The 22,862-nt window shown below is 61.4% G+C and carries 23 protein-coding genes; 4 read left to right on the plus strand and 19 right to left on the minus strand.

Annotated elements, in window-relative coordinates; genetic code table 11:
• Positions 1–4 precede the first annotated feature (4 nt).
• From TRL7639_RS13445 to TRL7639_RS13485, 9 genes are all read right to left on the minus strand, one after another.
• Positions 5–3,070, minus strand: coding sequence for a virulence factor SrfB (locus TRL7639_RS13445; RefSeq protein ID WP_085796136.1), 3,066 nt, complete (start codon positions 3,068–3,070; stop codon positions 5–7).
• A 9-nt stretch (positions 3,071–3,079) separates the two neighbouring features.
• A complete protein-coding gene (locus tag TRL7639_RS13450; protein ID WP_085796137.1) occupies positions 3,080–4,015 on the minus strand; it encodes a hypothetical protein in 936 nt (311 codons plus the stop codon).
• Between the two features lie 7 nt (positions 4,016–4,022).
• A complete protein-coding gene (locus tag TRL7639_RS13455; RefSeq protein WP_165759809.1) occupies positions 4,023–5,720 on the minus strand; it encodes a S1C family serine protease in 1,698 nt (565 codons plus the stop codon).
• 4 nt (positions 5,721–5,724) lie between these two features.
• Complete coding sequence (locus TRL7639_RS13460; RefSeq protein WP_085796139.1) at positions 5,725–6,423, minus strand: hypothetical protein; 699 nt, start codon at positions 6,421–6,423, stop codon at positions 5,725–5,727.
• Positions 6,424–6,669: 246 nt separating this feature from the next.
• Positions 6,670–7,710 (minus strand): GGDEF domain-containing protein, encoded by a 1,041-nt coding sequence (locus tag TRL7639_RS13465; protein WP_085796140.1) that lies wholly within the window; start codon positions 7,708–7,710, stop codon positions 6,670–6,672.
• The gene (locus tag TRL7639_RS13470) at positions 7,707–8,294 is read right to left on the minus strand and encodes a heme NO-binding domain-containing protein (RefSeq protein ID WP_085796141.1); all 588 of its coding nucleotides are present in this window, start codon (positions 8,292–8,294) and stop codon (positions 7,707–7,709) included. Before TRL7639_RS13470 ends, TRL7639_RS13465 begins: the two co-directional genes overlap by 4 nt.
• A 140-nt stretch (positions 8,295–8,434) precedes the next feature.
• Positions 8,435–9,994, minus strand: coding sequence for a trimethylamine methyltransferase family protein (locus TRL7639_RS13475; RefSeq protein WP_085796142.1), 1,560 nt, complete (start codon positions 9,992–9,994; stop codon positions 8,435–8,437).
• Between the two features lie 442 nt (positions 9,995–10,436).
• Positions 10,437–11,126, minus strand: coding sequence for an HAD family hydrolase (locus tag TRL7639_RS13480; RefSeq protein WP_085796143.1), 690 nt, complete (start codon positions 11,124–11,126; stop codon positions 10,437–10,439).
• A gap of 48 nt (positions 11,127–11,174) precedes the next feature.
• Positions 11,175–11,459 (minus strand): DUF3572 domain-containing protein, encoded by a 285-nt coding sequence (locus tag TRL7639_RS13485; RefSeq protein WP_085796144.1) that lies wholly within the window; start codon positions 11,457–11,459, stop codon positions 11,175–11,177.
• Positions 11,460–11,554: 95 nt separating this feature from the next.
• On the opposite strand from TRL7639_RS13485, the gene TRL7639_RS13490 reads away from it, so the two are divergent.
• On the plus strand, positions 11,555–12,949 hold the full coding sequence (locus TRL7639_RS13490; RefSeq protein ID WP_085796145.1) for a diguanylate cyclase: 1,395 nt from the start codon (positions 11,555–11,557) through the stop codon (positions 12,947–12,949).
• Positions 12,950–12,952: 3 nt separating this feature from the next.
• Here TRL7639_RS13490 and TRL7639_RS13495 read toward each other — a convergent pair whose 3' ends face one another.
• From TRL7639_RS13495 to TRL7639_RS13510, 4 genes are read right to left on the minus strand one after another with little or no spacing between them, the layout of a single operon-like run.
• Positions 12,953–13,417 carry a periplasmic heavy metal sensor gene (locus TRL7639_RS13495; protein ID WP_085796146.1) on the minus strand — a complete coding sequence of 155 codons (465 nt, stop codon included), beginning with the start codon at positions 13,415–13,417 and terminating at the stop codon, positions 12,953–12,955.
• Entirely contained in the window at positions 13,417–13,779 is a 363-nt protein-coding gene (locus TRL7639_RS13500) for a hypothetical protein (RefSeq protein WP_085796147.1), read from the minus strand. The genes TRL7639_RS13495 and TRL7639_RS13500 overlap by 1 nt, the downstream gene beginning before the upstream one ends.
• Positions 13,772–14,335: an RNA polymerase sigma factor gene (locus TRL7639_RS13505; RefSeq protein ID WP_085796432.1), complete on the minus strand. Its 564-nt coding sequence runs from the start codon at positions 14,333–14,335 to the stop codon at positions 13,772–13,774. The genes TRL7639_RS13500 and TRL7639_RS13505 overlap by 8 nt, the downstream gene beginning before the upstream one ends.
• 57 nt (positions 14,336–14,392) lie before the next feature.
• Positions 14,393–14,842 carry an EF-hand domain-containing protein gene (locus tag TRL7639_RS13510; protein WP_085796148.1) on the minus strand — a complete coding sequence of 150 codons (450 nt, stop codon included), beginning with the start codon at positions 14,840–14,842 and terminating at the stop codon, positions 14,393–14,395.
• A gap of 249 nt (positions 14,843–15,091) precedes the next feature.
• Between TRL7639_RS13510 and TRL7639_RS13515 the strand changes: the two genes are divergently transcribed.
• Both TRL7639_RS13515 and TRL7639_RS13520 read left to right on the plus strand, forming a co-directional pair.
• The gene (locus tag TRL7639_RS13515) at positions 15,092–15,484 is read left to right on the plus strand and encodes a DUF983 domain-containing protein (protein WP_085796433.1); all 393 of its coding nucleotides are present in this window, start codon (positions 15,092–15,094) and stop codon (positions 15,482–15,484) included.
• 22 nt (positions 15,485–15,506) lie between these two features.
• Positions 15,507–16,208: an NUDIX hydrolase gene (locus TRL7639_RS13520; protein ID WP_085796149.1), complete on the plus strand. Its 702-nt coding sequence runs from the start codon at positions 15,507–15,509 to the stop codon at positions 16,206–16,208.
• 260 nt (positions 16,209–16,468) lie between these two features.
• On the opposite strand, the gene TRL7639_RS13525 is transcribed toward TRL7639_RS13520, so the two are convergent.
• The 3 genes from TRL7639_RS13525 to TRL7639_RS13535 are packed head-to-tail and all read right to left on the minus strand — an operon-like array spanning position 16,469 to position 18,496.
• Complete coding sequence (locus TRL7639_RS13525) at positions 16,469–17,371, minus strand: EamA family transporter (protein ID WP_085796150.1); 903 nt, start codon at positions 17,369–17,371, stop codon at positions 16,469–16,471.
• Between the two features lie 20 nt (positions 17,372–17,391).
• Positions 17,392–18,300: a fatty acid desaturase gene (locus TRL7639_RS13530; protein ID WP_085796151.1), complete on the minus strand. Its 909-nt coding sequence runs from the start codon at positions 18,298–18,300 to the stop codon at positions 17,392–17,394.
• The gene (locus tag TRL7639_RS13535; RefSeq protein WP_085796152.1) at positions 18,293–18,496 is read right to left on the minus strand and encodes a DUF2061 domain-containing protein; all 204 of its coding nucleotides are present in this window, start codon (positions 18,494–18,496) and stop codon (positions 18,293–18,295) included. The genes TRL7639_RS13530 and TRL7639_RS13535 overlap by 8 nt, the downstream gene beginning before the upstream one ends.
• 116 nt (positions 18,497–18,612) lie before the next feature.
• On the opposite strand from TRL7639_RS13535, the gene TRL7639_RS13540 reads away from it, so the two are divergent.
• Positions 18,613–19,479 carry a helix-turn-helix domain-containing protein gene (locus TRL7639_RS13540; RefSeq protein ID WP_085796153.1) on the plus strand — a complete coding sequence of 289 codons (867 nt, stop codon included), beginning with the start codon at positions 18,613–18,615 and terminating at the stop codon, positions 19,477–19,479.
• A 78-nt stretch (positions 19,480–19,557) separates the two neighbouring features.
• On the opposite strand, the gene TRL7639_RS13545 is transcribed toward TRL7639_RS13540, so the two are convergent.
• From TRL7639_RS13545 to bcoG, 3 genes are all read right to left on the minus strand, one after another.
• Positions 19,558–20,319: an SDR family oxidoreductase gene (locus TRL7639_RS13545; protein ID WP_085796154.1), complete on the minus strand. Its 762-nt coding sequence runs from the start codon at positions 20,317–20,319 to the stop codon at positions 19,558–19,560.
• On the minus strand, positions 20,316–21,779 hold the full coding sequence (locus TRL7639_RS13550) for a carnitine 3-dehydrogenase (RefSeq protein ID WP_085796155.1): 1,464 nt from the start codon (positions 21,777–21,779) through the stop codon (positions 20,316–20,318). The genes TRL7639_RS13545 and TRL7639_RS13550 overlap by 4 nt, the downstream gene beginning before the upstream one ends.
• A gap of 94 nt (positions 21,780–21,873) precedes the next feature.
• Positions 21,874–22,791 (minus strand): 3-dehydrocarnitine:acetyl-CoA trimethylamine transferase BcoG, encoded by a 918-nt coding sequence (bcoG, locus tag TRL7639_RS13555; protein WP_085796156.1) that lies wholly within the window; start codon positions 22,789–22,791, stop codon positions 21,874–21,876.
• Between the last annotated feature and the right edge of the window lie 71 nt (positions 22,792–22,862).

Raw genomic sequence — 22,862 nt, forward strand, 5'->3', positions numbered from 1 at the left:
AACCTCACAACCGAAACAGCCCGGTGTCGATCCAATATTCATCCTCAAACCCCAACGTATGCAACCGCAGTTGCACCTCAGCCGGTTTCATTGCGTCGCCTTCGGCGTCCTCAACCTCGGTCACGGAAAACGCCTCGCGCATGGCTTCGCGCCTCAGCACGGTTTCCGAGGTTTCGACCTCGGGGTCTTCATCAAACTCGGTCCGCTCGAATGTCACCCTGAGCGGCGCACGCGATTGCGCCGATTGTGACGCAAAATCAAGCCGGTAGAGCGGCGTTGTTGTCCAACGCTCCAGCGGCAGCTGCCGCGCGCCCAGATAAACGGGCGTGTACATGGTGATCTCGGCCTCAAGATCTTGCGCTGATTTGCGCGCGTCCAGATCGACATTCGAAAACAGGATACGATCCGACATGATCTGGCCCGAGCTGTCCATCTCGCCAATGTATCGCGCGGTCGACTGCATGCGAAACGCCTGCGTCGTGACCTTGAAATTCGGGATGCGCGCCTCGCTGAGTGCGATCAGCATGCCCCCCACGGCCACGGTCGATTTCGGATCGCCAATCCGCTGCGTCACCGGATCGCGGAACGGATACCAGCGCCCGGTCTTGTAGCTGTGCATGGGGATCAGGCGATGGGGCGGCACCACCATCATTTCCTGCAGGATCGCCCGCACCGCAGGCAGGCGCGAGGGGCGACCGGTCAACAGCACCACGTCCACGCCCAGATGCGCGATCACTTCTGCCAGGTTGCTGAGCACCTTTTGGAACACCTCGCGCGCGATGGCATCCACGTCTTCGCGACTGAAGGACAGAGTGACGTCGGTCAGTCGGAAATCCTCTGCGCCCAGACCAACGGCGGCCTCTTCCAGATAGGCGGTCAGCGCTTCGGGCACCGCGTGATCGGCAAAGGGCAGCACGTCTGCGATCGCAATCGACAACCCCTCGAACTCATCCGCCGTCTCACAGGCCTCAAGGATCGCGACAGCGACCGGCATCAGCACACGCAGAGCAAACTGCCGCCGCTTTTGGATGCTCTGCTGATCAAGGCCCCCAGTGTCGCCGGTGAAGAGCTCTCGGATCTTTTCCTCGGCATAGCGGCCGCCCGCGTTTTCGATCGCATGGCGCAGGCCCGGCAGGATGATGGCGGCGATAACCCGCTGAAGCAGCTCGTCCCCCGCCACCCGGAACCCTTCGCGGAAGGTCTGTTGCGGATGCAGAACGCGCCCCGCTTCGCCCCAATAGGTCGTAACCATCAGGTCCGTCGTACCGCCACCAATATCGATACACCCCAGCCGTAGGGACGGCTCTGGCGCGGCTCCCGGTGTTTGCGGACGAGCTGTGCCCTTGAGGGTCAGAAAGCGGTCGATGCGCCCGTCGAACTTTTGCGTCAGTTCCGAATACAGATAAACCAACTGCGTGCAGCTCGCCTCGTCCCAGTCCACGATCAGCTCGGGCGGGCGCGAAATGGCGCTTTCGCCTGCGTTCAGCCCCATCAGCGACCAAACCAGATCCAGCGCGCCTTTGGCCTTGGACCGAATGATCGCCTGTTCCTGCGCGGTGGTGGCCGTGGGGAGCGTCAGGATGATCCGATCCAACCGGCGCGGCAGCTCGGATTGCGGTCGCCGGGCCCGCGAGGCTGGCGCGTTCACCTGTGCAAGCGCATGGGCAATGATCTCGGCCAGCATGAAACCAAAGAGCGACGCGCGAGAGAACCGCGGACGGATGGCCTGCGCGGTGCTGGTCTTGCCGCGGGGACGCAGCTTGGCGCGTTCATCGGCGGCCACCTGTGTCAGTACATCACCGGATTCATTGAGGAACCGCATCCCCGCACGCAGGGATTTAGGCAGATTGTTGGGGTCGGAGTGGTGATGGAAGCGCCAGTCCTGTTGCAGCGGGCTATCATCCCAGAGGTAGCGTTTCGGGCTGCTGAGACCCGACGCCGTCTCGGTCCCCTCTTCGCCCGCCACCAGTCGTAGCGCCTCGGGCCCGGTGCGCACAAAGCTGGGCCAGATGAAAGCGTTGCGCCGTCCTGATCGGCTGGCAAAGCGATCATTGCCCATGCGGAATTCGGAAAACTCCACGCGACTATCGAACAGGCCCGAATACATCCTTTCTGGCTGGCTGAGGTCGCGGATCTCCAGCGGGAAGGACCGCGCCAGATCCAGCCGCGTTTCGCCTGGAAACCGCTCGATCAGGATACCGCAGGTGCGCGAGTTTCCGACATCCAGCACCAGCTCGACCTCGACCGGTGTCAGCCCCTCGCGTTTGGACACGGTGTTGGTCAGGCGCAGGCGCGGGATTGAAATCGCGGCATCCACCAACCGTAGGAAAGCAAGATACCGCGCCCAATGTTCGAACTTGTGCGGCAGAGTTTCGTGCGTGATCCGACGGCCAGGACGCTCTGCACGTTTGTAGGACATGAAGAGGTCATCCAGCCAGTCGGACACCCATTTTTGCAAATCAAGCAGAGTACCCTCTGCGTCAGGCTCCAGCCGCCGCAGGAACCAATCCATCCGCGCGGGATCAGATACGAACTTGAAATCTCGTGATTTTTCCGCATCAACCCGCTCGGGCGCCAGATATTGCATTCCCTGCTCTGCATCTGCGAGTGTGGTGTCCAACGCAAGCTGCACCCGATGTGTATGACCTGTGTCGCGATCCGGCTCATCTAGTTCAACCAGCCGCATCCGCGCCCAGGTTGACGGGCCGGGATCAAAGCGTTCTTCCCCCCCTGCGCCCCGATCCGATTTGATCCGCAGAACCGGCACCGGCACCCATTTCGACAAGAACGGCTCCAAAGCCGCGACAGACCGCACCGAATAGGCATCATCATCGGCCCGTTCTTCACCCATCAGCGCCAGATCGCGCTCTTCATCCCCGCTCAGCGGCAAGAGCGCCCATTCCTCTTGCGCGTCATCGCCGCCCACAACCCGTTCAACAAACCGCGCGCTTTTGAGTTCCAGCGTGTCGAGCTGAAAACCAAAGTCCAGGATCTGCACCCCGGAATAGGGCACCAGGGTGATCTCATCCCGCCAATCCACCAGCCGGGCCAGATGTTCAGAGCTTTGCATACGTATCCCTTAATTCGCTGATGAGAATGGGTTTAACCGAGTGTAGAGCGCCTGAGCCCGTCCTGCCAAGCGCCGGAGAGTCTCATCCGGCGATGGCGGCAAAGCGCCCTTCTGTTCGGGTTTGGGTTCAGGCTGCGTGTCGGGTTTGGCTTCGGGCGCGGGCGTTGCCGGTAGAACCGGGATTTCAGCCCGGCACGCCCGGTCGGTCAAGGCAATCTCATGTTCCAGCCGCGCGATCCGCTCTTGCGCCACCTGCTGCTCGGAATAGGCCGCTGACAAGGCTGAAGCTTCGCCTTGGCACCGATCCGGCCCCCAAGGCGCCAACGCGCAAGGCGCCAGCATCAGCCACAGGATCAGGGCAAGCATGACAGCCAAAAGCAGCCATCCCAACAGGATCAGCCACCACCAAAGCACCCTGAAACGCCCTGGCGTATCCGCCGTTTGGGGTGTCAAAGGTTCTGTACGCGGAACCATCGCTGTCAGGATGCCACGCACCGCATGCTGTTCGTCCCGGATCCAGGCCCAATGCACAAGAACCGGTTGCAAGCCGCCCTCGCCCTCGACCACATGGATCATGCTGTCGGCGGGGATCTCGACGGCGTTGGCCCAGGCCTCTCCCAGCCTTTGGTCATCGGGCGCATCGCTGTTGCGCAGCGCCTCAGCCCCCGCAACGATATCGCCAATCAGACGTCCCAACGTGGCGCGCACGACCTTTTGTTCGGGTGGTGGCAGGTCTGCAAGGCGTTGCGGCGTGCCGTGGGTTTGCGCGTACCAATCGATCTGATCGCCATGATCCGTCACCACCGGCTCGGCAAAGAGCCCCGCATGTTCATCCCCAAGCCGTTGCCGCACCGTAGTCGCCACCAGCTCGAACGAGCGCTGCGCGGCCGAACCCAGGGGCTGCAAGCCCTGCGTCGAAGTGGTGACAAGAAGCGCGCCGGTCATCTGCGGATCACTCCTTGTCCGGATCTGCTGGGGCCGGGTCTTTCGGGGCAGCTGCTGCCGTGAAGGGGCGCACAGTGGGTTGGCACGGGCTGTCGACGACCTGCGGAGCTGCGTCGGTACCTTGCAGGAAAGCCAGCAGATCGCCCACGGCCAAAGCATAGCCGCGGTTCTGCAACGGCCCCTTGCGCACGAAACTGTTGACCCCAACCACGCGCCCGCACATGTCCACCAGCGGCCCACCGGAATTGCCACTGCTGAGCGCGGCTGAATGCATCAAAACGTTGGTTTCCGGGCCAATTTTCTGTTCGGTGTTCACGATGCCGTCCGTTACGGTCAAGCCGGGGATCGCCCCGGCCTCACCAGCTTGAAGGGCCGCGAAATCGCCATCAATCTCAAGCACATCGCCCGGATACCCAGCTGCGATGACATTGTTGAGCTTCAACGACCCATCGCCCTGAAACAGGGAAAAGGCAGGCGCGTTCAACCCCTCTACCCGAAGCAGGGCAAAATCCTGCCCTGTGTCAGCCAACGGGCCTGTCGCCTTGAGCGGCGTGGCCGCCATCGGAGCGCCAACCGCCTGCCCCGCCACGGCCAATTGGCCGGGGGCTGCACCTTCGATCACATGCTGGTTGGTGACAACCAGGCCGGGTCCGACAACAAAGCCCGACCCTGCGGTCAACCCATTTGCAGTGCCTGCCAGCACCAGAACCGTGCGCCCCTCGATCGTTTGCAACAGGGTTTGGGGCGTCTCGGGGTTGGCCGGGTCCTGCACCACGATCCGGTCGGTGGTATTGGGCAAGAGGGCATCAGGTGCCGCGTCTGCTGTTTGCGGGAACGCCTCGCCCTGTTTCGGCGGCAACAGCCCCTCAGGCGTTTGCCCGTTTGGCAAGATCAGCACCCCGTCGGCGCGACACACAGCCCCGTCCAGGGCCGCCTGCAACACGTCAGCGCGCGCGCGCAGCTCGTCATTCAGGGCACGCTGCGCGTCCAATGTGGCCTGTTCGGTGATCACCGGCTCCTGCTTGGGAAACAGACGCGTGCCCGGTTGCAGCAACCAGAACAACACCCCGCCCGAGAGGAGGAGCAACACCAGTAGAGGAGCCCAAGCCAGAGGCGTGATCCGCCGCGGCGGCGCGGGAGGGTGCTCAGGTTCGGCAGGCTGCGGAGTGAAGGCCGGTGCAGGTGTGGTCGAGGGCTCGACCGGCGGTCGGGTCGGCGCGGTCAGGTAGCGTCCCAACGTGGCCTCGAAATGGGCCATCCGGGTCGAAACACTACTGCCACCACCACCCGGCAGCAGCCCCCAGTTCACGATCACAGGGCGGCCGTCCGCCACCATCACGTCATCGGCACCATAGGTCGACAAGGCCCCCCAAACCAGATCGGCATGGGCGGGTTCTTCGGCCAAGGCCCGCAAGGGGCGCAGGTGATCAGACAGATAGGCCGTGACCTGCGCCTGTTCACCGGGCGAGACCTGTGACAGGAGCACGGGGTCAGATTTGGTGTTCGCGTACCAGGACACGCTGGGGGTGGCCGTGTCATTGCCCCGGCTCAGCAGCGGCTCGGCAAACAGGTTTGCCACCTCGGGGCCGGCACGGTCGGTAAGCAGCGCACGCAACTCGTCGAACCGCTCAAGCACCGGACGGTCACCGGATGTCACCAGATCGCCCGCAGTGACCTTGGTCTTGGACAGGAACTGATCGGCCATGGTGTTACCTCCTTGCCCGGCGCAGCGTGGCATTGCTGCGTCCGTTGGTTTCGGGCTGGTATGTGCTGCAATTCGCGTTGCCTCGGTTGTCGAGGCGGCAGGTGATGTCGCGGCGGAAAATGGACGAGTTGTTGTCACATTGCAGGTTGCCCGGCTCGCGCATCGTCAGCCGTCCGTTGCCCGGCATGCGCCCCGTCAGCCTGCCCTGACATCGCACCCCGTTGGTCGAGCGCATGATCTCGGTCCCGTTGCCGTTTTTGTCGAAACAGATACGCCAATAGCGGAACCGGGTGATGGCGCCGGTGTTGATCTCGCGCACGGCATAGTCCGAGGACAGCTGCCAGCACCCTTCCATGACCGAAATATCATTGTCATCAAATGCCCCTGGCGCCAGCCCACTTGGTGTTTTCGGCTTCGGCGGCGGCGGTGGGGGTGGCGGCGGAGGGGGCGGCGGCGGATCAGCCTTGCATTGCAAAAGCGCCAGCTTCCGCTCCAACCCCAGCACATCAGCGCTCAGGTCTGCGGTCTGCTGGTCGGCCTCTTTCAGGGCGGTACGGGTCGCCAGCACTTCGTCGGACGTGCAGAAGGTGACCACCCGATCGCTGAACGGAAGGCGCAGACCGCAGGACTGCAACAGAAGATAGGCCGACGCCCCCGTCACCCCGATGAGAAGAACCGCCATGACGGCAACAAGAAAACGCATTCACATCCCGACGTGGCCCGGACTTGGCGCGATCATGCGGCGAAAGTCGGACAGTCAGCCCCAGCTTGTACTTGCCCCAAGCTTAGGCGGTGCAAGCGGAATGCTGCAAGTGACTTGTTTCGCAAGTCTTTTCAGGACGCGGGATTTCGCCGTTTGCGGCAACACTGGTCGCTGGATCTACCAGATCAGAGCCACGCAGCACAGAACGGTACGCGCAGCATATGTCGCAAAGTTCGACGGCCGTGTTTAGGCCAGGTCCTTCTGCTCAGGATTGCCTCCGGACGATGCAGAGTTTCCCATCAAGTCCGCCATCGCAGATTCATAAAAATGGTGACACGCCCGCCCTGCCCGTTTTGCGGAATAAAGCGCCAGGTCGGCAGCATGGAGCATGCCGGCGGGATCGGGGCTGGCGAATTGCGAGGACTGAACCGTACCAATGCTGGCTGAAATCCGGCAGATGTCGGATTGAAACGGAATGGGTTCTTCCAGACGAGTGATCAATCGGCGCGCGATACTGTCCAGGCGCGTTTTGTCTTGAAGGCCGTTGAAAATAAGAACAAACTCGTCCCCGCCCACGCGCGCGACCGTGTCGTCGCCACGGGTCTCTTCGACCATGACGCGGGCAACCTGCTGCAGGACATGGTCGCCTGCGGCATGGCCAAGCGTATCATTGACCGCCTTGAAAAAATCCAAATCCAAATGCATCAGCGCAAAGCGCGCTGAGGAGACCGTCAACCGCTCCAGGATATGATCCATCGCACGTCGGTTCTTGAGCCCGGTCAACGTGTCGGTAAAAGCCTGTTCTTCGGCGGCGATCATGGCGCCTTGCAGACGCAGGTTAAGCGTGCGCGATGCTTCCATCGCGGCGGATTTCGCCTCGACCAGATAGAGCAGTTCGATCGCCAGATCCGTGCCCGAGAAATCGGCACTGGTCAGCGCATAATCCCGCACCGCGTCCAGAATCGAGATCCCGAACGACAGATTGACCACCGCACCGCCATCATTGGGCAAAGGCACGATCACCCCTTTGAGCGCCGTGCGCGGTTCGTCTCTGAACTGCAGATGCAGCTTGGCACCGGACACCGACAGTAAGCCCGGCATCGTCGAAATGGACCTTGGTCGCATCAGTTCGAACAATTCAAGAAACCGCTGCCCCAGCATCGGTTGGTCGGGACGCAGTTTTTGCAGGGTTGGCCCCACCTTTTGTACATGCCCACTCTGATCAAGCAGAACAAACATCGGACACAGCCGCTCGAGCAAGGCGGCAAGGTCATCGCGGGAAATCATCTGGTTGTCGCCCCCAAATCAAAGCTACGCCCCTCGGCAAAAGAGGTCTCGATCAATGTGATCGAAATCACCTTGCTTTCACCTCTGCAGCCGCTGTGTTCCAGCATCGCCAACGCGCCATAGTCGTCAGCCATAGCGCGCAGAACTCCGATCATGACACTTTCAAACCCCGGCAGACAGGGATGGCAGGTCAAAGAGAATTCATTCTGCGCGTGTTCGTCCAACTCAAGCGGCGGCAGAGACAAATCCGACACTGCCAGACGCGCGCGATCTGGCAGATCATCCAGGGAATGCAGGAACTCCACATAGGTCACACCACCAAAACGCAGAAGACGCCGCAGCGCTTCGGTGTTCGGGTTCGACACCAGGTAAGTTCCCAGATCTTCCAGAACTTCCGGCAAAGGACGCCCCAACTCTGCGCTCATCGCGTCAAGGACTTGGGCGGTTAGGCTGTCATCATACATCAGCATGGCTTCGAACTCGACAAACCCCAAGTTCGCCGCCTCGGTCATCCGAATCCAGCGTGATTGCCCGTAAGTGTTACAGACAAAGGATTGTATAGCCCTATTGATCAGCCCATGCATGCAAGGGTCCCCAAGTTCATTGCCAGGTCAGTTTCACCCGGTAAAACTTAAGAAAGCGCCAACAGAAGCAGGCTTGTAGGGATTATTGTTCCGCACAAGTTTAAATGCTGGCAAATCACGGGATAAGCCAGCATTCCAAATCAAAAGTCGGTGGGCGCGCCACCTTCGGCCTTACGGCGAGCCACAAAATCGGCCAGTTCGTCGCGGATTGCGACGTCCATAGGCGGCTCTTCAAAGTTGGCGACGATCTCTTTGAACATGTGATGGGCCCGCTCAGGCGTCCAGATGCCGCCTGCCGCCTCCCAGCCTTCGTAGTTCTTCCAATCGCTCAGGAAGGGTTGGTAAAAGGCCGTGGTATAGCGGTCTTGCGTGTGTTGGATGCCAAAGAAATGCCCGTCGTTGCCCACGGCTTTGATCGCATCGAGCGCAATGTCATCGGGCGTTGTGGCAAAGGTTTCGGGTTCAAAATAGCGCTGGATCTGCTGCAGAATCTCGCAGTCCATGATGAACTTTTCCGGGCTCGCGATCAGCCCGCCCTCAAGCCACCCGGCTGCGTGATAGACCATGTTCGTGCCCGACTGGACCGAGGCCCACAGGGAATTCGACGTCTCCCACATCGCCTGCCCGTCGGGCACATTGGCGGCGCAAACGCCGGATGACCGCATCGGCAGGCCATAGAACCGCGCCATCTGGCCCGTCATCTGCGTTGCACGCATGTATTCCGGCGTCCCAAAGGCAGGCGCACCCGATTTCATGTCCACGTTCGAGGTGAAGGTGCCAATCACGCAAGGGATGCCCGGGCGCACGTATTGGAACAGGGCGATCGCGCACAGCGCTTCGGCCAGTGATTGCGCCACCGCACCCGCCATGGTCACCGGCGCCATGGCCCCGGCCAGAGTGAACGGAGTTACGACAATCGCCTGCCCGCGCCGGGCCAAACGCAAACAGCCGTCGATCATTGGGTGGTCGTGTTTCAGGGGCGAGGTCGAGTTGATGTTGGTATACATCCGCGGCTTGGCCTGGAATTCTTCCTCGGTCAGGCCGCCCGCAATGCGCACCATCTCCATCACGTCCTCGACCCGCTCTTTGCCCAAGGAATAAGCGTGCATTGCCTTGTCGGTCAGGGTCAGCTTGTCATAGAGCACATCCAGATGGCGCACGCTGGCGTGGATATCGACAGGTTCGACCGGATAGCCGCCGGCAAAGTGGATACAGTTGAAATACTGCGTCAGCTTGAGCAGGTTCCGACACATCTCGCGATTGCCGGGGACCTTCTTGCCGATCTCCATGTCCCAATAGTTGGGCGGGGATGAGACGTTGCCAAAGAGCATGACATTGCCGCCAACGGTCAACTCGCGCTCGAGGTTGCGCGGGGTGATGGTGAAGGTGCTGGGAGCCTTGCCGATCATCTCCATGATCCAGTGACGGTCGAACCGGACGATTTCGCCGTCAATCTTGCACCCGGCTTCGCGCAGGATGCCAAGTGCCTCTTCGTTGAGGAAAGCGACGCCGATTTCTTCAAGAATGCGCATTGCGCCTTCGTGGATGGCTTCGACGCCTTCGGGCGGCAAGGGTTCGGTTGGACGGTCCACGTTGACGGGCAAACGCCAAGGCATCTGGTCGATCACTGCACCTCCGCGTCGGGCGGCGGCCCCTGCGCGGCCACCGCCACGCCGTTTACGTCCGGATGTCTCAGCCATTTGGACCTCTCCTCTGTTTCTTGACAGACAGAAGGCCCCAGGCAGGCACGGACGCGCCGCTCTATCTGCGACAATTCCTGTCGCGTTTGAAGCAAGCCTGTGCGCTTTTGCGCCTCCGCGCTGTTGACAAAGCCCCATCTCAAGACCTCGGAGGGCTCCCGCGCCCGGGCAGACCTGACTGCGTCAGTCCCGCCAACGGCCTTGGGCCGGGCGCCGGGCGATGCCCGGCGCGGTTCCGTAAAGACGTACCGTTCGGGCAAGATCGCCAAAACGGAACAGGACGCGACCAGGCGATCCCTGCCGAGCGCAGCGAGGCCCGGCCCAACGGAAGGCTACGCCCCGACAGGGGCTTGGCCGACGGGCGGGAGCTCCCCCGCCAACCTTGCCCGTACCGAGGGTTATTGTTCGAAAACTATGCCAATTGCCGATGAAGGGTGGCAGGTTAGCGTGCAAGCCACTCTGCAATGTGGCCGATGTTGGGCAGAACGACATCGGCATGCGGCGACAGATCGTCCGCCGTGGCCATGCCCGTTAAAACGCCAATCGTCGTCATCCCGGCCGCGCGGCCTGCAAGCAGGTCATGGGTGCTGTCCCCGACCATGGCAACGCACCCAGGCGCGACCCCGACATGGGCGGCAAAGGCCAACAGCTGACCTGGCCCGGGCTTTGCACCATGGCCACTGTCAAAACCTGCGATGAAATCGAACTTATCCTGCACGCCGGCAGATGACAGATGCGCACGCGCGGGACGTTCGGCATCATTGGTGGCCACGCCCAGCTTGAGCCCCTTGGCACGCATATCGTCCAGAAACGCGCCAAGCGGCACCGCTTCGGCTTGCGGGGCGCGGGCGGCCTCGTCGTTGATCATGTCGATCAGCTCGACAAGGGTCATGTCCGGGAAAAAATCCGTCAGCACCTCGGCCACCTCGCCGGGTGTACCCGCAATCACGATGCTGTCGGGGGAATAGCTGTTGGTCGCCATATCGAATCCGATGGCCTGCCCCACTTCGGTCGCGCGGGCCAGATCATCCCCGGTCACCCGCAGCAGAAACGCGCGGGCAAAGGCCTCCCATGTGGCAGCAAAATCGAACAGGGTGCCGTCCTTGTCGAACAACAGTGCATCAATCGGCATGAAATCTCTCCGGCCTTGAGGGGGACTTGGGTCAGGCTGACCGTTTCGTCAGGTCCAATGCATATCCGCAGGCCCGGCCAAAACGGCGCGTGCCTGCATCGGGTGATCATAGGAAATATCGTTCGCGTCGCAGAATGCAACGATCCAGGCGTCATCCATCATCAGAAAGTCCAGCACCGAGCCCAGGAATTCCGGATTCGCCATCTGCGCCTTGACGTCCGCCTCAGACGCACCGGTCGAGCTCAAAAACACCGGCAGCAACTCGTCGTTTGCAACCAGCCAACCCAAGGCATTCAGGGCCAGAGTTTCGGCTGCATCGGCGGAAAATGGCATGTCTGCTCCGTCAATTTCCGGGCGGAAAGGGTTTGTTAACCAGTCTCATAAACACTTTAGCAAGAATTGGAAGCAACTGTCGAAAGGCGGAGGCCGTGCAAGGAACGATTTTGATACTCGATGGGGTGGCTACAAACCGCATCATGCTCAAGGTGCAGCTGTCTGCGGCCTGGTATCACGTTGTGCAAGGCGACAGGCTCTTGGGGCTCGAGGCGCTGGTGCGGCGGGTGCAGCCTGACCTGATTCTCTGTGCCATGACCCTCCCTGATGGCAGCGCTTTGGATGTGCGAGATCTGCTGCAACAGGATGATGCGACCGCAGGCATCCCGATCATCGCAATCACGGCCGAAAACGATCGCACCTCTCGGTTGGCAGCCCTTGGGGCGGGGATCGACGATGTCCTCAGCCAACCCTATGACGACGTGATCCTGCTGGCGCGCATTCGCAGCCTGATCCGCGCGCACACCGGGTCGGAAGAGCTGCGCATGCAGGGTGGATCACAGGCCTTGGGTCTGGCCGAAGCCGCGCCGCCATTTCACGGCCCCCTGCCCGCCAGCAACATCGCCCTGATCACGCAAAGCCCCGGAACGGGCGCGGTTTGGCGCGCACGCCTAAAAGGGTGCACGCGCCATCACCTGGATCTGCACAAGATCGACGACATGCAGCATCTGTTGACCGACCGGGTACCGGATGCCATCGTGGTCGAGCTGTGCGACAGCATCACCGGGCTGAGACTGCTGGCGGATTTGCGGGCCCGCAGCGTTACGCGCAATGCGGCCGTCATCGCCGTCCCGAACCCGGCCAATGCCCATCTGGCCGCCGATGCCCTGGACCGGGGCGCTGACGACGTGATGCCCGCAGGCTTCTGTGTCGAAGAACTTTCACTGCGACTGGAAACCCAATTGCGGCGCAAGGCCCGTGCGGACCGTTTCCGCGACTGCGTGCGTGATGGGCTTCGCGCAGCGTTGATCGATCCGATGACCGGCCTTCATAACCGCCGCTTTGCGCTGCCGGAACTTGCCCGCATTGCGCGCGAAGCCTCGCTGACGGGGCAAGGCTTTGCCGTCATGATGGCGGATCTGGACCACTTCAAGCAGGTCAATGATCGTTTTGGCCACCCCGCAGGCGATGCCGTCTTGATGGAAACTGCGCGCAGGCTTCGGTCGCAACTGTGCGGCGACGATGTGCTGGCGCGAGTGGGCGGCGAAGAATTCATGATGGTTCTGCCCAACAGGTCACGCGCGCAAGCGCTCGAGGTTGCGGATCGTCTGTGCCAGCGGATCAATTGCGAGCTGTTCCGCGTTCCCGGCCAGAAAACCCCGATCCCGATCACGACGAGCATTGGCCTCTTTGCTATTGATGGTCAGTTCCTGACCACCCGGTTCCATCCCCAGGATGTGCCGGGTCTGTTGGCGCAGGCCGATCGCGCCCTTTATGAAGCCAAAGGCGCCGGCCGCAACCAGGTGTCTCTGATCGCGGCCGCCGCTTGATCCCTATCGTTTGTGTTTCTTGCGCTTCGAGATCTCCTCGAGGCGATCCGCATAAGCCGCGCGCTCGGCGTCGCTCATCTCCTTGATCCGTTCAAACCACTTGTCCTGAACCGAGCGGTGGAAAGCTTCGCGATGCTCCAATTGCTGATCCAGGACGGTTTTCAACCCATCCGCATCAAAGGGCGTGGCGCGCAGCGCGGCAACGACCGTGCCAACTTCGCGAAAGCCCCCCTTGCGTCGCGCATCATGGCCTGATCGGCTGTGATGGCGCATCTCCTGGCGCACGTCGTCGGGCAGCGCCCTGTAAAGCGCTGAGCCCAGGCTGCGCGGCGGCGGACGCATGCTTTCGGGACCTCCAAAGCGCAGGGCCGCGCCCACGACCAGGCCGACAAACAGCAGGTTCAACGCCAGCGAGGCAACAAGCAGGATCCGCATCCAGGGCCATTTGGGTGTCTTGGTCTCAGCCATTATCCGTCCTCCGTCAGGATCCCCGTCTCATCGACGCCAAAGATCAGGTCCACTTCCAATTCTTGCTGATAGACGAGCCCCACCGGATCAGGAAGGAAATCTGGCGGTGCCAACCCGATCCAGACCCCAGCAGCACATGCTGTCGCCAGGCCGCTCATCCCGGTCCAGCCGCCAAGCCCCGCGCGCAGCTGCGCCCAAACCCCCGGGCGCGTGGCAACAGGTGTTTTTGCCCCATTTGTCCGACCATCGGTTTGAACTTGGGCAGCATCTGCCAACATGCGCGCCGCAAGCGCGTCGGGCAGCGTGTCCCGTCGGGCGCGGGCCGCCGCAAACATCTGTTCCAGATCCAATTCGTCAGTCATCGCCGTACCCCAGTTCTGCGCGCCGCCCCGACAAGGCCGAAGTCAGCGCGCGTTTGCCCCGGGCGGTCAGGCTTTCGACCGCCTCGACGCTGATGTCCATGATCCCCGCAATCTCGGGGTTGCTCAATTCCTCGATGTGGCGCAGCACCACCGCCTGTCTTTGCCGTTCGGACAGCTGCATCAGCGCCTCTTGCAGCGCATCCATGCGGCTCCTGTTCTGGAGTTGCTCGGCAACGCTCGGCCCGCCGTCTTCAGGCTCTGGCACCGTGTCCAGATCCACCGACCGCTGTCGGCGCTTGAAGTCGAGGCACAGGTTCAACGTCACCCGGTAGAGCCAGGTCGACACCTTGGCCCGCCCCTGCTCCCATCTGGGCGCCACCCGCCAAAGGCGCATCATCGCCTCTTGCGCCACATCCTCGGCCTCGACCCGGTTGCCCAAAACACGCAAGGCAACCGAAAAGGTACGTGGACCAAGGCGCGCCGTCAGCTCGCGCGCAGCCTGCCCATCACCATTGGCAAAGAGCACCAACAACGCATCGTCGCTGAGTTGGATCATGGCGACATCCCCGCCATGACCCGAAAACGGTATGGAGGCAAAATCCTCCACTCCGGATCAGTCTTGATCCTGATGACCACGTTTCTTGCGATGCTCCTTCATACGCTCGCGCGCCTCAGCAAATTCCGCCTCCGAAATGCCGCCGCTGCCGTCCTTATCCATACGGTCAAAGAACTTGCCCGCCCGGCGCGGTTTCGGCAACTCCTCGGCGTCCAGAAAACCGTCTTTGTTGGCATCGTGACGCTCAAACATCTTGGCCGCACGCTTGGCGGCACGCTCCTGCCCTTTGGCCTTGGCTTCTTCGAGGCTCAGCTTGCCGTCGCCGTCAGTGTCGGCCTTGGCAAAGCGGGCTGTACGATGAGCCTCCATTTCGGCTTGGGTGATTTCGCCATTGCCGTCTGCGTCCAACTCTTGAAACGTCGCATGTGGCCCTTTGGCCAGAACCGCTGTACCCGCAACACCTGCTGCCGCAATCACAACGGCGGCAATAAAACCTGCTTGTTTCATTTTGCATTTTCCTTTGCTCGGACGGCGACCCCGTGTCGCCGATCATGCCATTCAAACGTCGCGCCCCGCGGTTTCCGTCGCCCGTCGCGAAACTTTTTTCAGCGGCCTTTGCGAAAGGAACCTTGTGTCTTGTCAGCGTGCTCCCGCGCGACATCCCGACGCAAAGCGGATGCACGCTCTTTCCTGCTGACTGAAAGAGGCGCAGAACAAGTGGTAGTTTTCAAGTGAGACAGAATGAGTGGCGATCACATGACGGATCAGACGGCACCCCCTGCAACAGACCGCCCCACCTGGCCCGCTGTGTTCAAAGGCTATCGGCGCTGCTGCCCCAATTGCGGGAAGGGCAAGTTGCTGCACAGCTATCTCAAGGTGAACGACGCATGTTCCGTATGCGGTCAAGAGTTGTTCCACCACCGCGCCGACGATGGCCCGGCCTACCTGACCATTCTGATCGTCGGCCACCTGATGGCACCCGCGCTGCATGTGGCCTATGCTCAGTACCGGCCCGAGCCACTGACGCTTTTTGCAATCTTTGCCCTTGGTTGTCTGTCCTTGTCGCTCTACCTTCTTCCCAGATTGAAGGGTGTGATCGTGGCCTACCAATGGGCGCGCAGGATGCACGGGTTCGGGAAATCCGGCTGACCCTTCGAATGCGTGAGGGGACATGAGCACAGATAAAACAGCTATTCGCAATGCGGCCACCGTTATCGTTTTACGCGACCGTATGAACGATCCGGCCATTCTGATGGGGCAACGCGGCGCCAAGGCCGCATTCATGCCGAACAAGTTCGTCTTTCCGGGTGGGGCTGTGGACGCCGAGGATGCCTCGGTTCCGCTGGCCACGCCCCTGCCCGAGGTATGCGAAAACCGCCTGTGCGATGACGCGCCCGAGGGGCTCTCTCACCCTTTGGCCGTGGCCGCAATCCGCGAGTTGTGGGAAGAAACCGGACTGGTCCTGGGCACGCCCGGCGCCTGGCAGGGTGACGTTCCGTCCGATTGGGCGACTTTTGCGGCCACCGGCCACCTGCCGTCGGCGCAAAGCTTGCAATTCGTGTTCCGCGCCCTGACCCCGCCGGGCCGCCCGCGTCGGTTCGACGCGCGGTTTTTTCTGGTCGATGCCGATGACATCCAGGGGGATCTGGATGATTTTACCCACGCGTCGGACGAGCTGTCGCATCTGCAATGGATCAAATTGAGCGAAGCCCGCCAATTCGACCTGCCCTTCATTACCGAGGTGGTCCTGGCCGAAGTCGCCGCCCGCGTCCAGGACCATAAACCGCCGGAATCGGTACCCTATTTCCACAACAACGACGAGGCCAGTCTGTTTTTACGCTTGCGCGGGTATCCAATGCCAGACCATCCCTGACCGGACCCGCCCCCGAGTTCCGGCAATCCGTGTACACAGGTAATCGGGGGCGCTCCCGCCCGTCGTCGATTTTTCTGACGAAAAACCTCCTCCCGTTGGGCCGGGCCTCGCTTCGCTCGGCGGGTGGCGCTTTGGTGGTACACTTAGCGCCTCATCAGCAGGGAACGCGCCCGTGCCGGGCCGCGCCCGGCGCTACGCCCAAGTCCGCTAGCAGAGCTGACGCAGTCAGGCTTGCTTGGACGCGGGAGTGCCCCCTCTCCTCAGATCGCCATCACCAGCGCCAGGATCGACACTCCGAGCAAGGCGATGCCCGCAATCTCACGCCCGGTGATCTTTTCCCGAAAGAACAGAACCGAAGCCATCAGGCTGAAGATCAACTCGATCTGCCCAAGCGCTTTGACGTAGGCCGCGTTCTGCAAGGTGAAGGCCAGAAACCAGCAAAACGACCCGCCCATGCTGGTCAGCCCCACAAACAGGCCCGTGTTCCGCGTCTCCCACACTGCGCGCAATTCTGCCCGATCACGCCAGGCAAGCCAGGACGCCATCGCAATCATCTGAAAACTGGTCACTGCTGCCAATGTGATCCCGGCCCGAAACGCAGGCTCCAGATCACCCAGTTGCAGCGAGGCACCGCGATAGCTGACAGCGGAAAAGGCAAAGAGCACCCCGGACCCCAATCCCAGCAGCGAGGCGCGGTTGGTCAGATGCGCCCACCATTTGCCATCTCCGCCGGGTGTCTTGGACAGCAGCAAAACCGCCATCAACCCGATCAGGATGGCCACAAAGCCCCAAAGCGACACGCCTTCGCCTAATATGATCAGCCCCACCAGAGCGGTCTGGATCACCTCGGTTTTCTTGAAGGTTATCCCGACAGCAAAATTGCGCTGCTTGAACAATGCCACCACGCAGATGGTGGCCAGGATCTGCGCCGTCCCCCCAACGACAACAAAACTCCAGAACGTCAGATCAAGCTTTGGCAGGCTGCGCCCGCTGATCAGCAGATACAGCAGCAGCCCGGCCACGACCAAAGGCGCGGAATAGGCAAAGCGCGCAAACGTCGCGCCTGCTGCCGAAAGCTTCACGGTGCTCAGCGACTTTTGCAGCATGAACCGCACGGTCTGAAAGGCAGCGGCGGCAAGCGTAACAGGGATCCAGATACTCATGTCCCCCGTATGACCCGCTTTTATACGTCAGGCCAGAGCGGATGCGGTACCGGATCCTTGGCTTTCAGAAAATACCGCCGAAAAACCTCTGCGTATGATCTGTAAACATAGCCCTCGTTGCAGCCGAGGTAACGGTCCTTGTCGGCCCGATAAAGCGCAGGCAACCGATACCAGGGCGCTTGTGGGTTCATATGGTGCACAACATGCAGGTTATTGTTGAGAAAGAGAAAGGCCAGCAATCCGCGATCCTCGATCACGACTGTGCGGGCTCGGGATTTCTCATGCGCGCGGTGTTCCAGAAAGGTGCGGATCTTGACCAGCCCCAGCCCGATATAAGCCGCGATGCCCCAGGCCCATATCGGCATCGGCGATTGCGCCACAATACAGATGACGACGGCGACGCCGGGCAGATGCAACGCCCAGGCCAGCCAAATCGCCCCATCCCCGCGCGCCGCGCCGCGCAGTTCCTCAAGCGTAAAGCAAATCTGCCCGATCAAGGGCCCAAGAACGATGCGTCCCAGCATGGTGTTGTTGATGGAATAAAGCACCCGCCTCCATGTCCGCATAGCAGCCCAGACGGCCGGGTCCTGAAAATTCGATTCCGGATCGTCATAGGGATCGGTCAGGTTCGAATCCAGGTGATGCGCCAGATGCTGATCCCGAAACCGATTGTAAGGGATAAACAGCGTAAGCGGCAGCGCCATCAACGCCTCGTTCAGCCACTTTGTGCGAAACGGGTGCCCGTGCAGGGCCTCATGCGTCAGCGAGGAATGCATCGCAGCGACAAGTCCGCCCAGCAGGATGGCAGCCAGAATAGACCATTGCGCCAGGCCAAAGATCACCAGGCCCCAAGCGGCGTAGCAGGCGACGATCAGGGCAAACGTACCCCATTCCGGCGATGTCGCGGGACTGCGCAGATGCTCAGACATTGCGGCCCCAACGGATACCCGCCCAAACGCGTTCATAGATCACATAAAGCGTCAGTCCGATGGCCGTGTTGACGATGGCCAAGGTGCCGCCGACAGCGGCCGAGCCGGTGGCGATCAGCCCAACCAGGGTCATCATGCCCAAGCCCATCAAGTTCCAGATCACCGCCTTGACCAGGGATCGTTGCCGCGTTTCCATTCTGCCTCCGTGCGTGTCGTCTTTTTGGTGTTCACGGATTTGTTACGCCTGCATCGGACAGTTGAGAATTCTGAATATGATTAACAAAACTCAGCAACTGTGATATTTATCACCTTATGGTGGAAAAAATAGACAAACGTATCCGCGCCGCCCAATTTCGCCTGCGCATGGCCAAGGCGATGGAGCACAGCAAGATCAGCCAAAGCGCCCTGGCACGTCAGGTCGGCGTAGACCGCTCGACCATCTCGCAGCTCCTAACCGACGACGGCGCCCGTCTCCCCAACGCCCATGTGGTGGGCGCCTGCGCCAGTGCTTTGGGAGTATCTGCGGACTGGCTCCTCAGCCTTTCGGACCGTCCCGAAAGCGCCGCCGAACTGCTGGCTGGGTCGCTCAGCCTGACCGAAGCGCCGCGCGCGTTGGTGGATGAACGAATTTTTGACTGGCACCAAGAGGCGGCAGGCTACAAGATCCGTTATGTTCCGGCGACCCTGCCCGACATGCTCAAGACCCGTACGCTTTTGGAATGGGAATACGCCCCGCATCTGGGACGCACGGCAGATCAGGCCATCGGCGCGTCCGAGGATCGCCTGACCTGGATGCGCAGCGCGCAGTCGGACTACGAGATCGCCATGCCGCTTTATGAAATCCACAGCTTTGCCCACGCAACAGGATATTACCACGGCCTGTCACTAGAGGTACGATTGGAACAGATCGACCACTTTCTGGCGCTCACCGAACAGCTCTACCCCCGCCTGCGTATCTATCTCTTTGATGCCAAACGGCTCTATTCGGCGCCCGTCACGATCTTTGGCCCGTTGATGTGCGTTTTCTACGCCGGAGGTCATTACATGGCGTTCCGCGACAAGGACCGGATCGAGACGTTCACGCGCCATTTCGACACGCTCGTGCGCGAGGCTGATCTGACCGCCCGACACTTCCCCACCCATCTCAGGCAATTGCGCGCGGCCATTGGCGGCACATGACCCACGGCCCGCCGGGCCGTTCAGGCTCAGCGAAGCTGAGCTACGAGAATCCCGCGCCCGGCTTTGCCGGGCGCGCCCTCATACCTTGGGATCGGGGTTCACCGTGTGCCCGTCGACGGCAATCACCTGCCCCGACACCAACCGTGCCCCATCCGAGGCCAGGAATACCGCCATCGCGCCGATATCGCGCCCTTCGATGAAGGACCCCATCGAGGTGCCCGAGGCATAGCCTGCATAGACCTGATCGCGGGTCATACCTTTGGCGGCGGCCTCACGCTCCATCACGCCCTCAATCCGCGGGCCTTCGACGGACCCGGGGCAAATCACGTTGCATCGCACACCATGGGAGCCCAACTCCATCGCCAATGTCTTGCCCAAGCCAACCATCCCCCATTTTGCCGCCGCATAAGGCGCGCGGTTGGGATAGCCATATTGCCCGGCCGTAGACGAGGTGATCAGAACGCAACCAGAGCCCTGCCGTTTCAGCAATGGAGCCGCGTATTTCGAACACAGGAACGCCCCTTCAAGATTGACGGCCAAACAGGCCCGCCAAGCGTTCAGCTCCACATCCTCGATCAATGCTGTTGGTCCCGCGATGCCAGCGTTGGCACACAGCACATCCAATCCACCCCAGGCGGCTTCGACCTCGGCAAACCACACCGCAACCGAGGCTTCGTCGGCGACGTTCACCTCACTGCGCCGCCAACTCTCGGGACACGCCGCCAAAGCAGCTGGGTCCACATCCGCCACCCAGACCCGTGCGCCTGCTTGGGCAAAGGCCTCGGCCATGGCGCGCCCAACTCCGGACGCGCCAGCCGTGATCAGGACCTTCTGGCTCATGCAGGTTTGCGGATCGCGTTGCCCGCCCCGTCAGGGTATGGCAAGCCTGACTGCCCTTCGGCCACTCGCGCAAGCGCCGCCTCAATCTCGGCCGAGGGCGCGCTAGGCCGCCGGGTCTCCAAGCTCACGTGCAACAGAAAGCTCTCACCCGTCGCCAGAAGTTTTTCGCCCTCATACATGGAATGGAACAGATGCAGTTTCTTGCCCGCCCCCAACAGCATCTGAGTCCGCACCTCGATCTTGGCGCCAGCGTGGGTTTCGTCGATGTGACGGATGTGCGTCTCGGCCGTGAAATAGCTGCCTCCGGATGCGATGTAATCCGCATCACAGCCGATGATTTCCATGAACCGATCGGTGGAATTGGCAAATGCCTCCAGGTATTTGGACTCGGTCATATGTCCGTTGTAATCGGTCCAATCCAGCGGCACAGCACGGGCCAGCGTCAGGATCGGCTGGCTCAGGTCCGCCTGATCCAGCGTTGGCAACGCGCCCGGTTTCAACGCCGCATCATGGGCGTTCAGCACCGCCCCCGCGCCCCAATTCTGCGCCTTGAGCGCACGCATCATACCCACCAGGTTGTTGTCGCGGATACGCTCCAACTCGCGGATCGAATGCATGCCTGACTGCGCGTCCGACTGTCCGGCGATCAGGTCGACCAGTTCATCAGTGAATTCAGGCACATCCATCAGCTTGGTCCAGGGCCATTCCAGCGCCGGACCAAACTGCGCCATGAAATGCTTCATACCAGCCTCGCCACCCGCCACGCGATAGGTCTCGAACAGGCCCATCTGCGCCCAACGAATGCCGAACCCCATGCGGATGGCTTCGTCAATCTCCTCAGTCGTGGCGATGCCGTCCTTGACCAGCCACAGCGCCTCGCGCCAGACGGCCTCAAGGAAACGATCGGCGATATGCGCGTCGATTTCCTTTTTGACGTGCAGCGGAAAGAACCCAACCGATTTCAGCAGGTCCTGCGCATGGGACACAAACTCGGCGCTGTTGGCTTCGGTCGGCACGACCTCGATCAGCGGCAGCAGATAGACCGGGTTGAACGGGTGCGTCACTACGATCTGCTCGGGCCGCAATGCGCCCTCTTGCAGCTCAGATGGTTTGAACCCGCTGGTCGACGACCCAATCACCGCGCCCGGATCACAGGCCTCTTGCAGCCCCTTGTAGACCTTCAGCTTCAGATCCAGCCGTTCCGGCACGCTTTCCTGAATCCAATCCGCGCCCTGAACGGCATCGGCCATTTCAACGTGAAAGGTCAAAGCCCCTTCCGCGGGCAGCGGCACATCGCTCAGCCCCGGCAACGAACGACGCGCGTTGTCCAGAACCTCGCCAATCTTGCGCTCGGCCTCGGGGTCCGGATCGAACACCCGCACGTTCCAACCATTGAGCAGGAACCGCGCGGCCCATCCGCCACCGATTACGCCACCACCGATGATTGCTGCTGTTTTCATCTGTCAGCTCCAATGAATACCTGCCGCGCAGCGGCAAAAAAGGGGTGGGTGGGCGGGCCCACCACCCCGATAAGCCCCAAACACCAAGGCTGGTTTATTTCGCCACCGGCGCCCGTTTCACCAGACCCAGCTTCTCGCGCACTTCCTGCGGTCCAATGACCCGCGCGCCCATATTCTCGATGATCGACCCTGCGCGTTCCACCAGCTGCCAGTTCTCGGCTAGCACGCCCTTTTCCAACCACAGGTTGTCTTCAAGGCCAACCCGCACGTTGCCGCCCGCCAGAACGGCAGCCGCGACATAGGCCATCTCATTTCGACCCAATGAGAAGGCCGAGAAGGTCCAGTCGTCCGGCACATTGTTGACCATCGCCATAAAGGTGTTCAGGTCATCTGGCGCGCCCCAAGGCACGCCCATGCACAGCTGCACCAGTGCATTGGGTTCCAGAACACCCTCTTTCACCAGCTGTTTGGCAAACCACAGATGACCGGTGTCAAACGCCTCGATCTCGGGCTTCACACCCAAATCGGTCATCATCTGCCCCATAGCACGCAGCGCGCCGGGGGTGTTGGTCATGACATAGTCAGCCTCGGCAAAGTTCATGGTGCCGCAATCCAGAGTACAAATCTCGGGCAGGCATTCCGCGATATGCGCCACCCGCTCGGACGCACCAACCAGATCAGTGCCCGCCTCGGCCAAGGGCAACGGGTTTTCCACCCCACCAAACACCATATCCCCACCCATACCGGCGGTCAGGTTCAACACCATGTCCACTTCCGCATCGCGGATACGATCCGTAACTTCGCGGAACATGCCCATGTCACGCGAGGGCGCGCCGGTTTCCGGATCGCGTACGTGACAGTGCACCACTGCCGCGCCTGCCTTGGCCGCCGCGATCGCACTGTCAGCGATCTGCTGGGGCGAACGGGGCACATGAGGGCTGCGATCCTGCGTCCCGCCCGAGCCGGTGACGGCACAGGTGATGAAGACTTCGCGGTTCATTTCCAAAGGCATTTGCGTTTTCCCTTCGATTTACCGTCTTTTGCCTGTGCTTATCCCCAGGCTTGTCCACGGATTCCAATTTG

The organism is Falsiruegeria litorea R37 (assembly GCF_900172225.1).
In the GTDB taxonomy this organism is placed as follows: Bacteria; Pseudomonadota; Alphaproteobacteria; order Rhodobacterales; family Rhodobacteraceae; genus Falsiruegeria; species Falsiruegeria litorea.

Bases quoted from the DNA above. Each gene is read 5' to 3' on its own strand.
- TRL7639_RS13445 (WP_085796136.1), bottom strand. From the start codon at position 3,070: ATGCAAAGCTCTGAACATCTGGCCCGGCTGGTGGATTGGCGGGATGAG.
- TRL7639_RS13450 (WP_085796137.1), bottom strand. From the start codon at position 4,015: ATGACCGGCGCGCTTCTTGTCACCACTTCGACGCAGGGCTTGCAGCCC.
- TRL7639_RS13455 (WP_165759809.1), bottom strand. From the start codon at position 5,720: ATGGCCGATCAGTTCCTGTCCAAGACCAAGGTCACTGCGGGCGATCTG.
- TRL7639_RS13460 (WP_085796139.1), bottom strand. From the start codon at position 6,423: ATGCGTTTTCTTGTTGCCGTCATGGCGGTTCTTCTCATCGGGGTGACG.
- TRL7639_RS13465 (WP_085796140.1), bottom strand. From the start codon at position 7,710: ATGATTTCCCGCGATGACCTTGCCGCCTTGCTCGAGCGGCTGTGTCCG.
- TRL7639_RS13470 (WP_085796141.1), bottom strand. From the start codon at position 8,294: ATGCATGGGCTGATCAATAGGGCTATACAATCCTTTGTCTGTAACACT.
- TRL7639_RS13475 (WP_085796142.1), bottom strand. From the start codon at position 9,994: ATGGCTGAGACATCCGGACGTAAACGGCGTGGCGGTGGCCGCGCAGGG.
- TRL7639_RS13480 (WP_085796143.1), bottom strand. From the start codon at position 11,126: ATGCCGATTGATGCACTGTTGTTCGACAAGGACGGCACCCTGTTCGAT.
- TRL7639_RS13485 (WP_085796144.1), bottom strand. From the start codon at position 11,459: ATGCCATTTTCCGCCGATGCAGCCGAAACTCTGGCCCTGAATGCCTTG.
- TRL7639_RS13495 (WP_085796146.1), bottom strand. From the start codon at position 13,417: ATGGCTGAGACCAAGACACCCAAATGGCCCTGGATGCGGATCCTGCTT.
- TRL7639_RS13500 (WP_085796147.1), bottom strand. From the start codon at position 13,779: ATGACTGACGAATTGGATCTGGAACAGATGTTTGCGGCGGCCCGCGCC.
- TRL7639_RS13505 (WP_085796432.1), bottom strand. From the start codon at position 14,335: ATGATCCAACTCAGCGACGATGCGTTGTTGGTGCTCTTTGCCAATGGT.
- TRL7639_RS13510 (WP_085796148.1), bottom strand. From the start codon at position 14,842: ATGAAACAAGCAGGTTTTATTGCCGCCGTTGTGATTGCGGCAGCAGGT.
- TRL7639_RS13515 (WP_085796433.1), top strand. From the start codon at position 15,092: ATGACGGATCAGACGGCACCCCCTGCAACAGACCGCCCCACCTGGCCC.
- TRL7639_RS13520 (WP_085796149.1), top strand. From the start codon at position 15,507: ATGAGCACAGATAAAACAGCTATTCGCAATGCGGCCACCGTTATCGTT.
- TRL7639_RS13525 (WP_085796150.1), bottom strand. From the start codon at position 17,371: ATGAGTATCTGGATCCCTGTTACGCTTGCCGCCGCTGCCTTTCAGACC.
- TRL7639_RS13530 (WP_085796151.1), bottom strand. From the start codon at position 18,300: ATGTCTGAGCATCTGCGCAGTCCCGCGACATCGCCGGAATGGGGTACG.
- TRL7639_RS13535 (WP_085796152.1), bottom strand. From the start codon at position 18,496: ATGGAAACGCGGCAACGATCCCTGGTCAAGGCGGTGATCTGGAACTTG.
- TRL7639_RS13540 (WP_085796153.1), top strand. From the start codon at position 18,613: ATGGTGGAAAAAATAGACAAACGTATCCGCGCCGCCCAATTTCGCCTG.
- TRL7639_RS13545 (WP_085796154.1), bottom strand. From the start codon at position 20,319: ATGAGCCAGAAGGTCCTGATCACGGCTGGCGCGTCCGGAGTTGGGCGC.
- TRL7639_RS13550 (WP_085796155.1), bottom strand. From the start codon at position 21,779: ATGAAAACAGCAGCAATCATCGGTGGTGGCGTAATCGGTGGCGGATGG.
- bcoG (WP_085796156.1), bottom strand. From the start codon at position 22,791: ATGCCTTTGGAAATGAACCGCGAAGTCTTCATCACCTGTGCCGTCACC.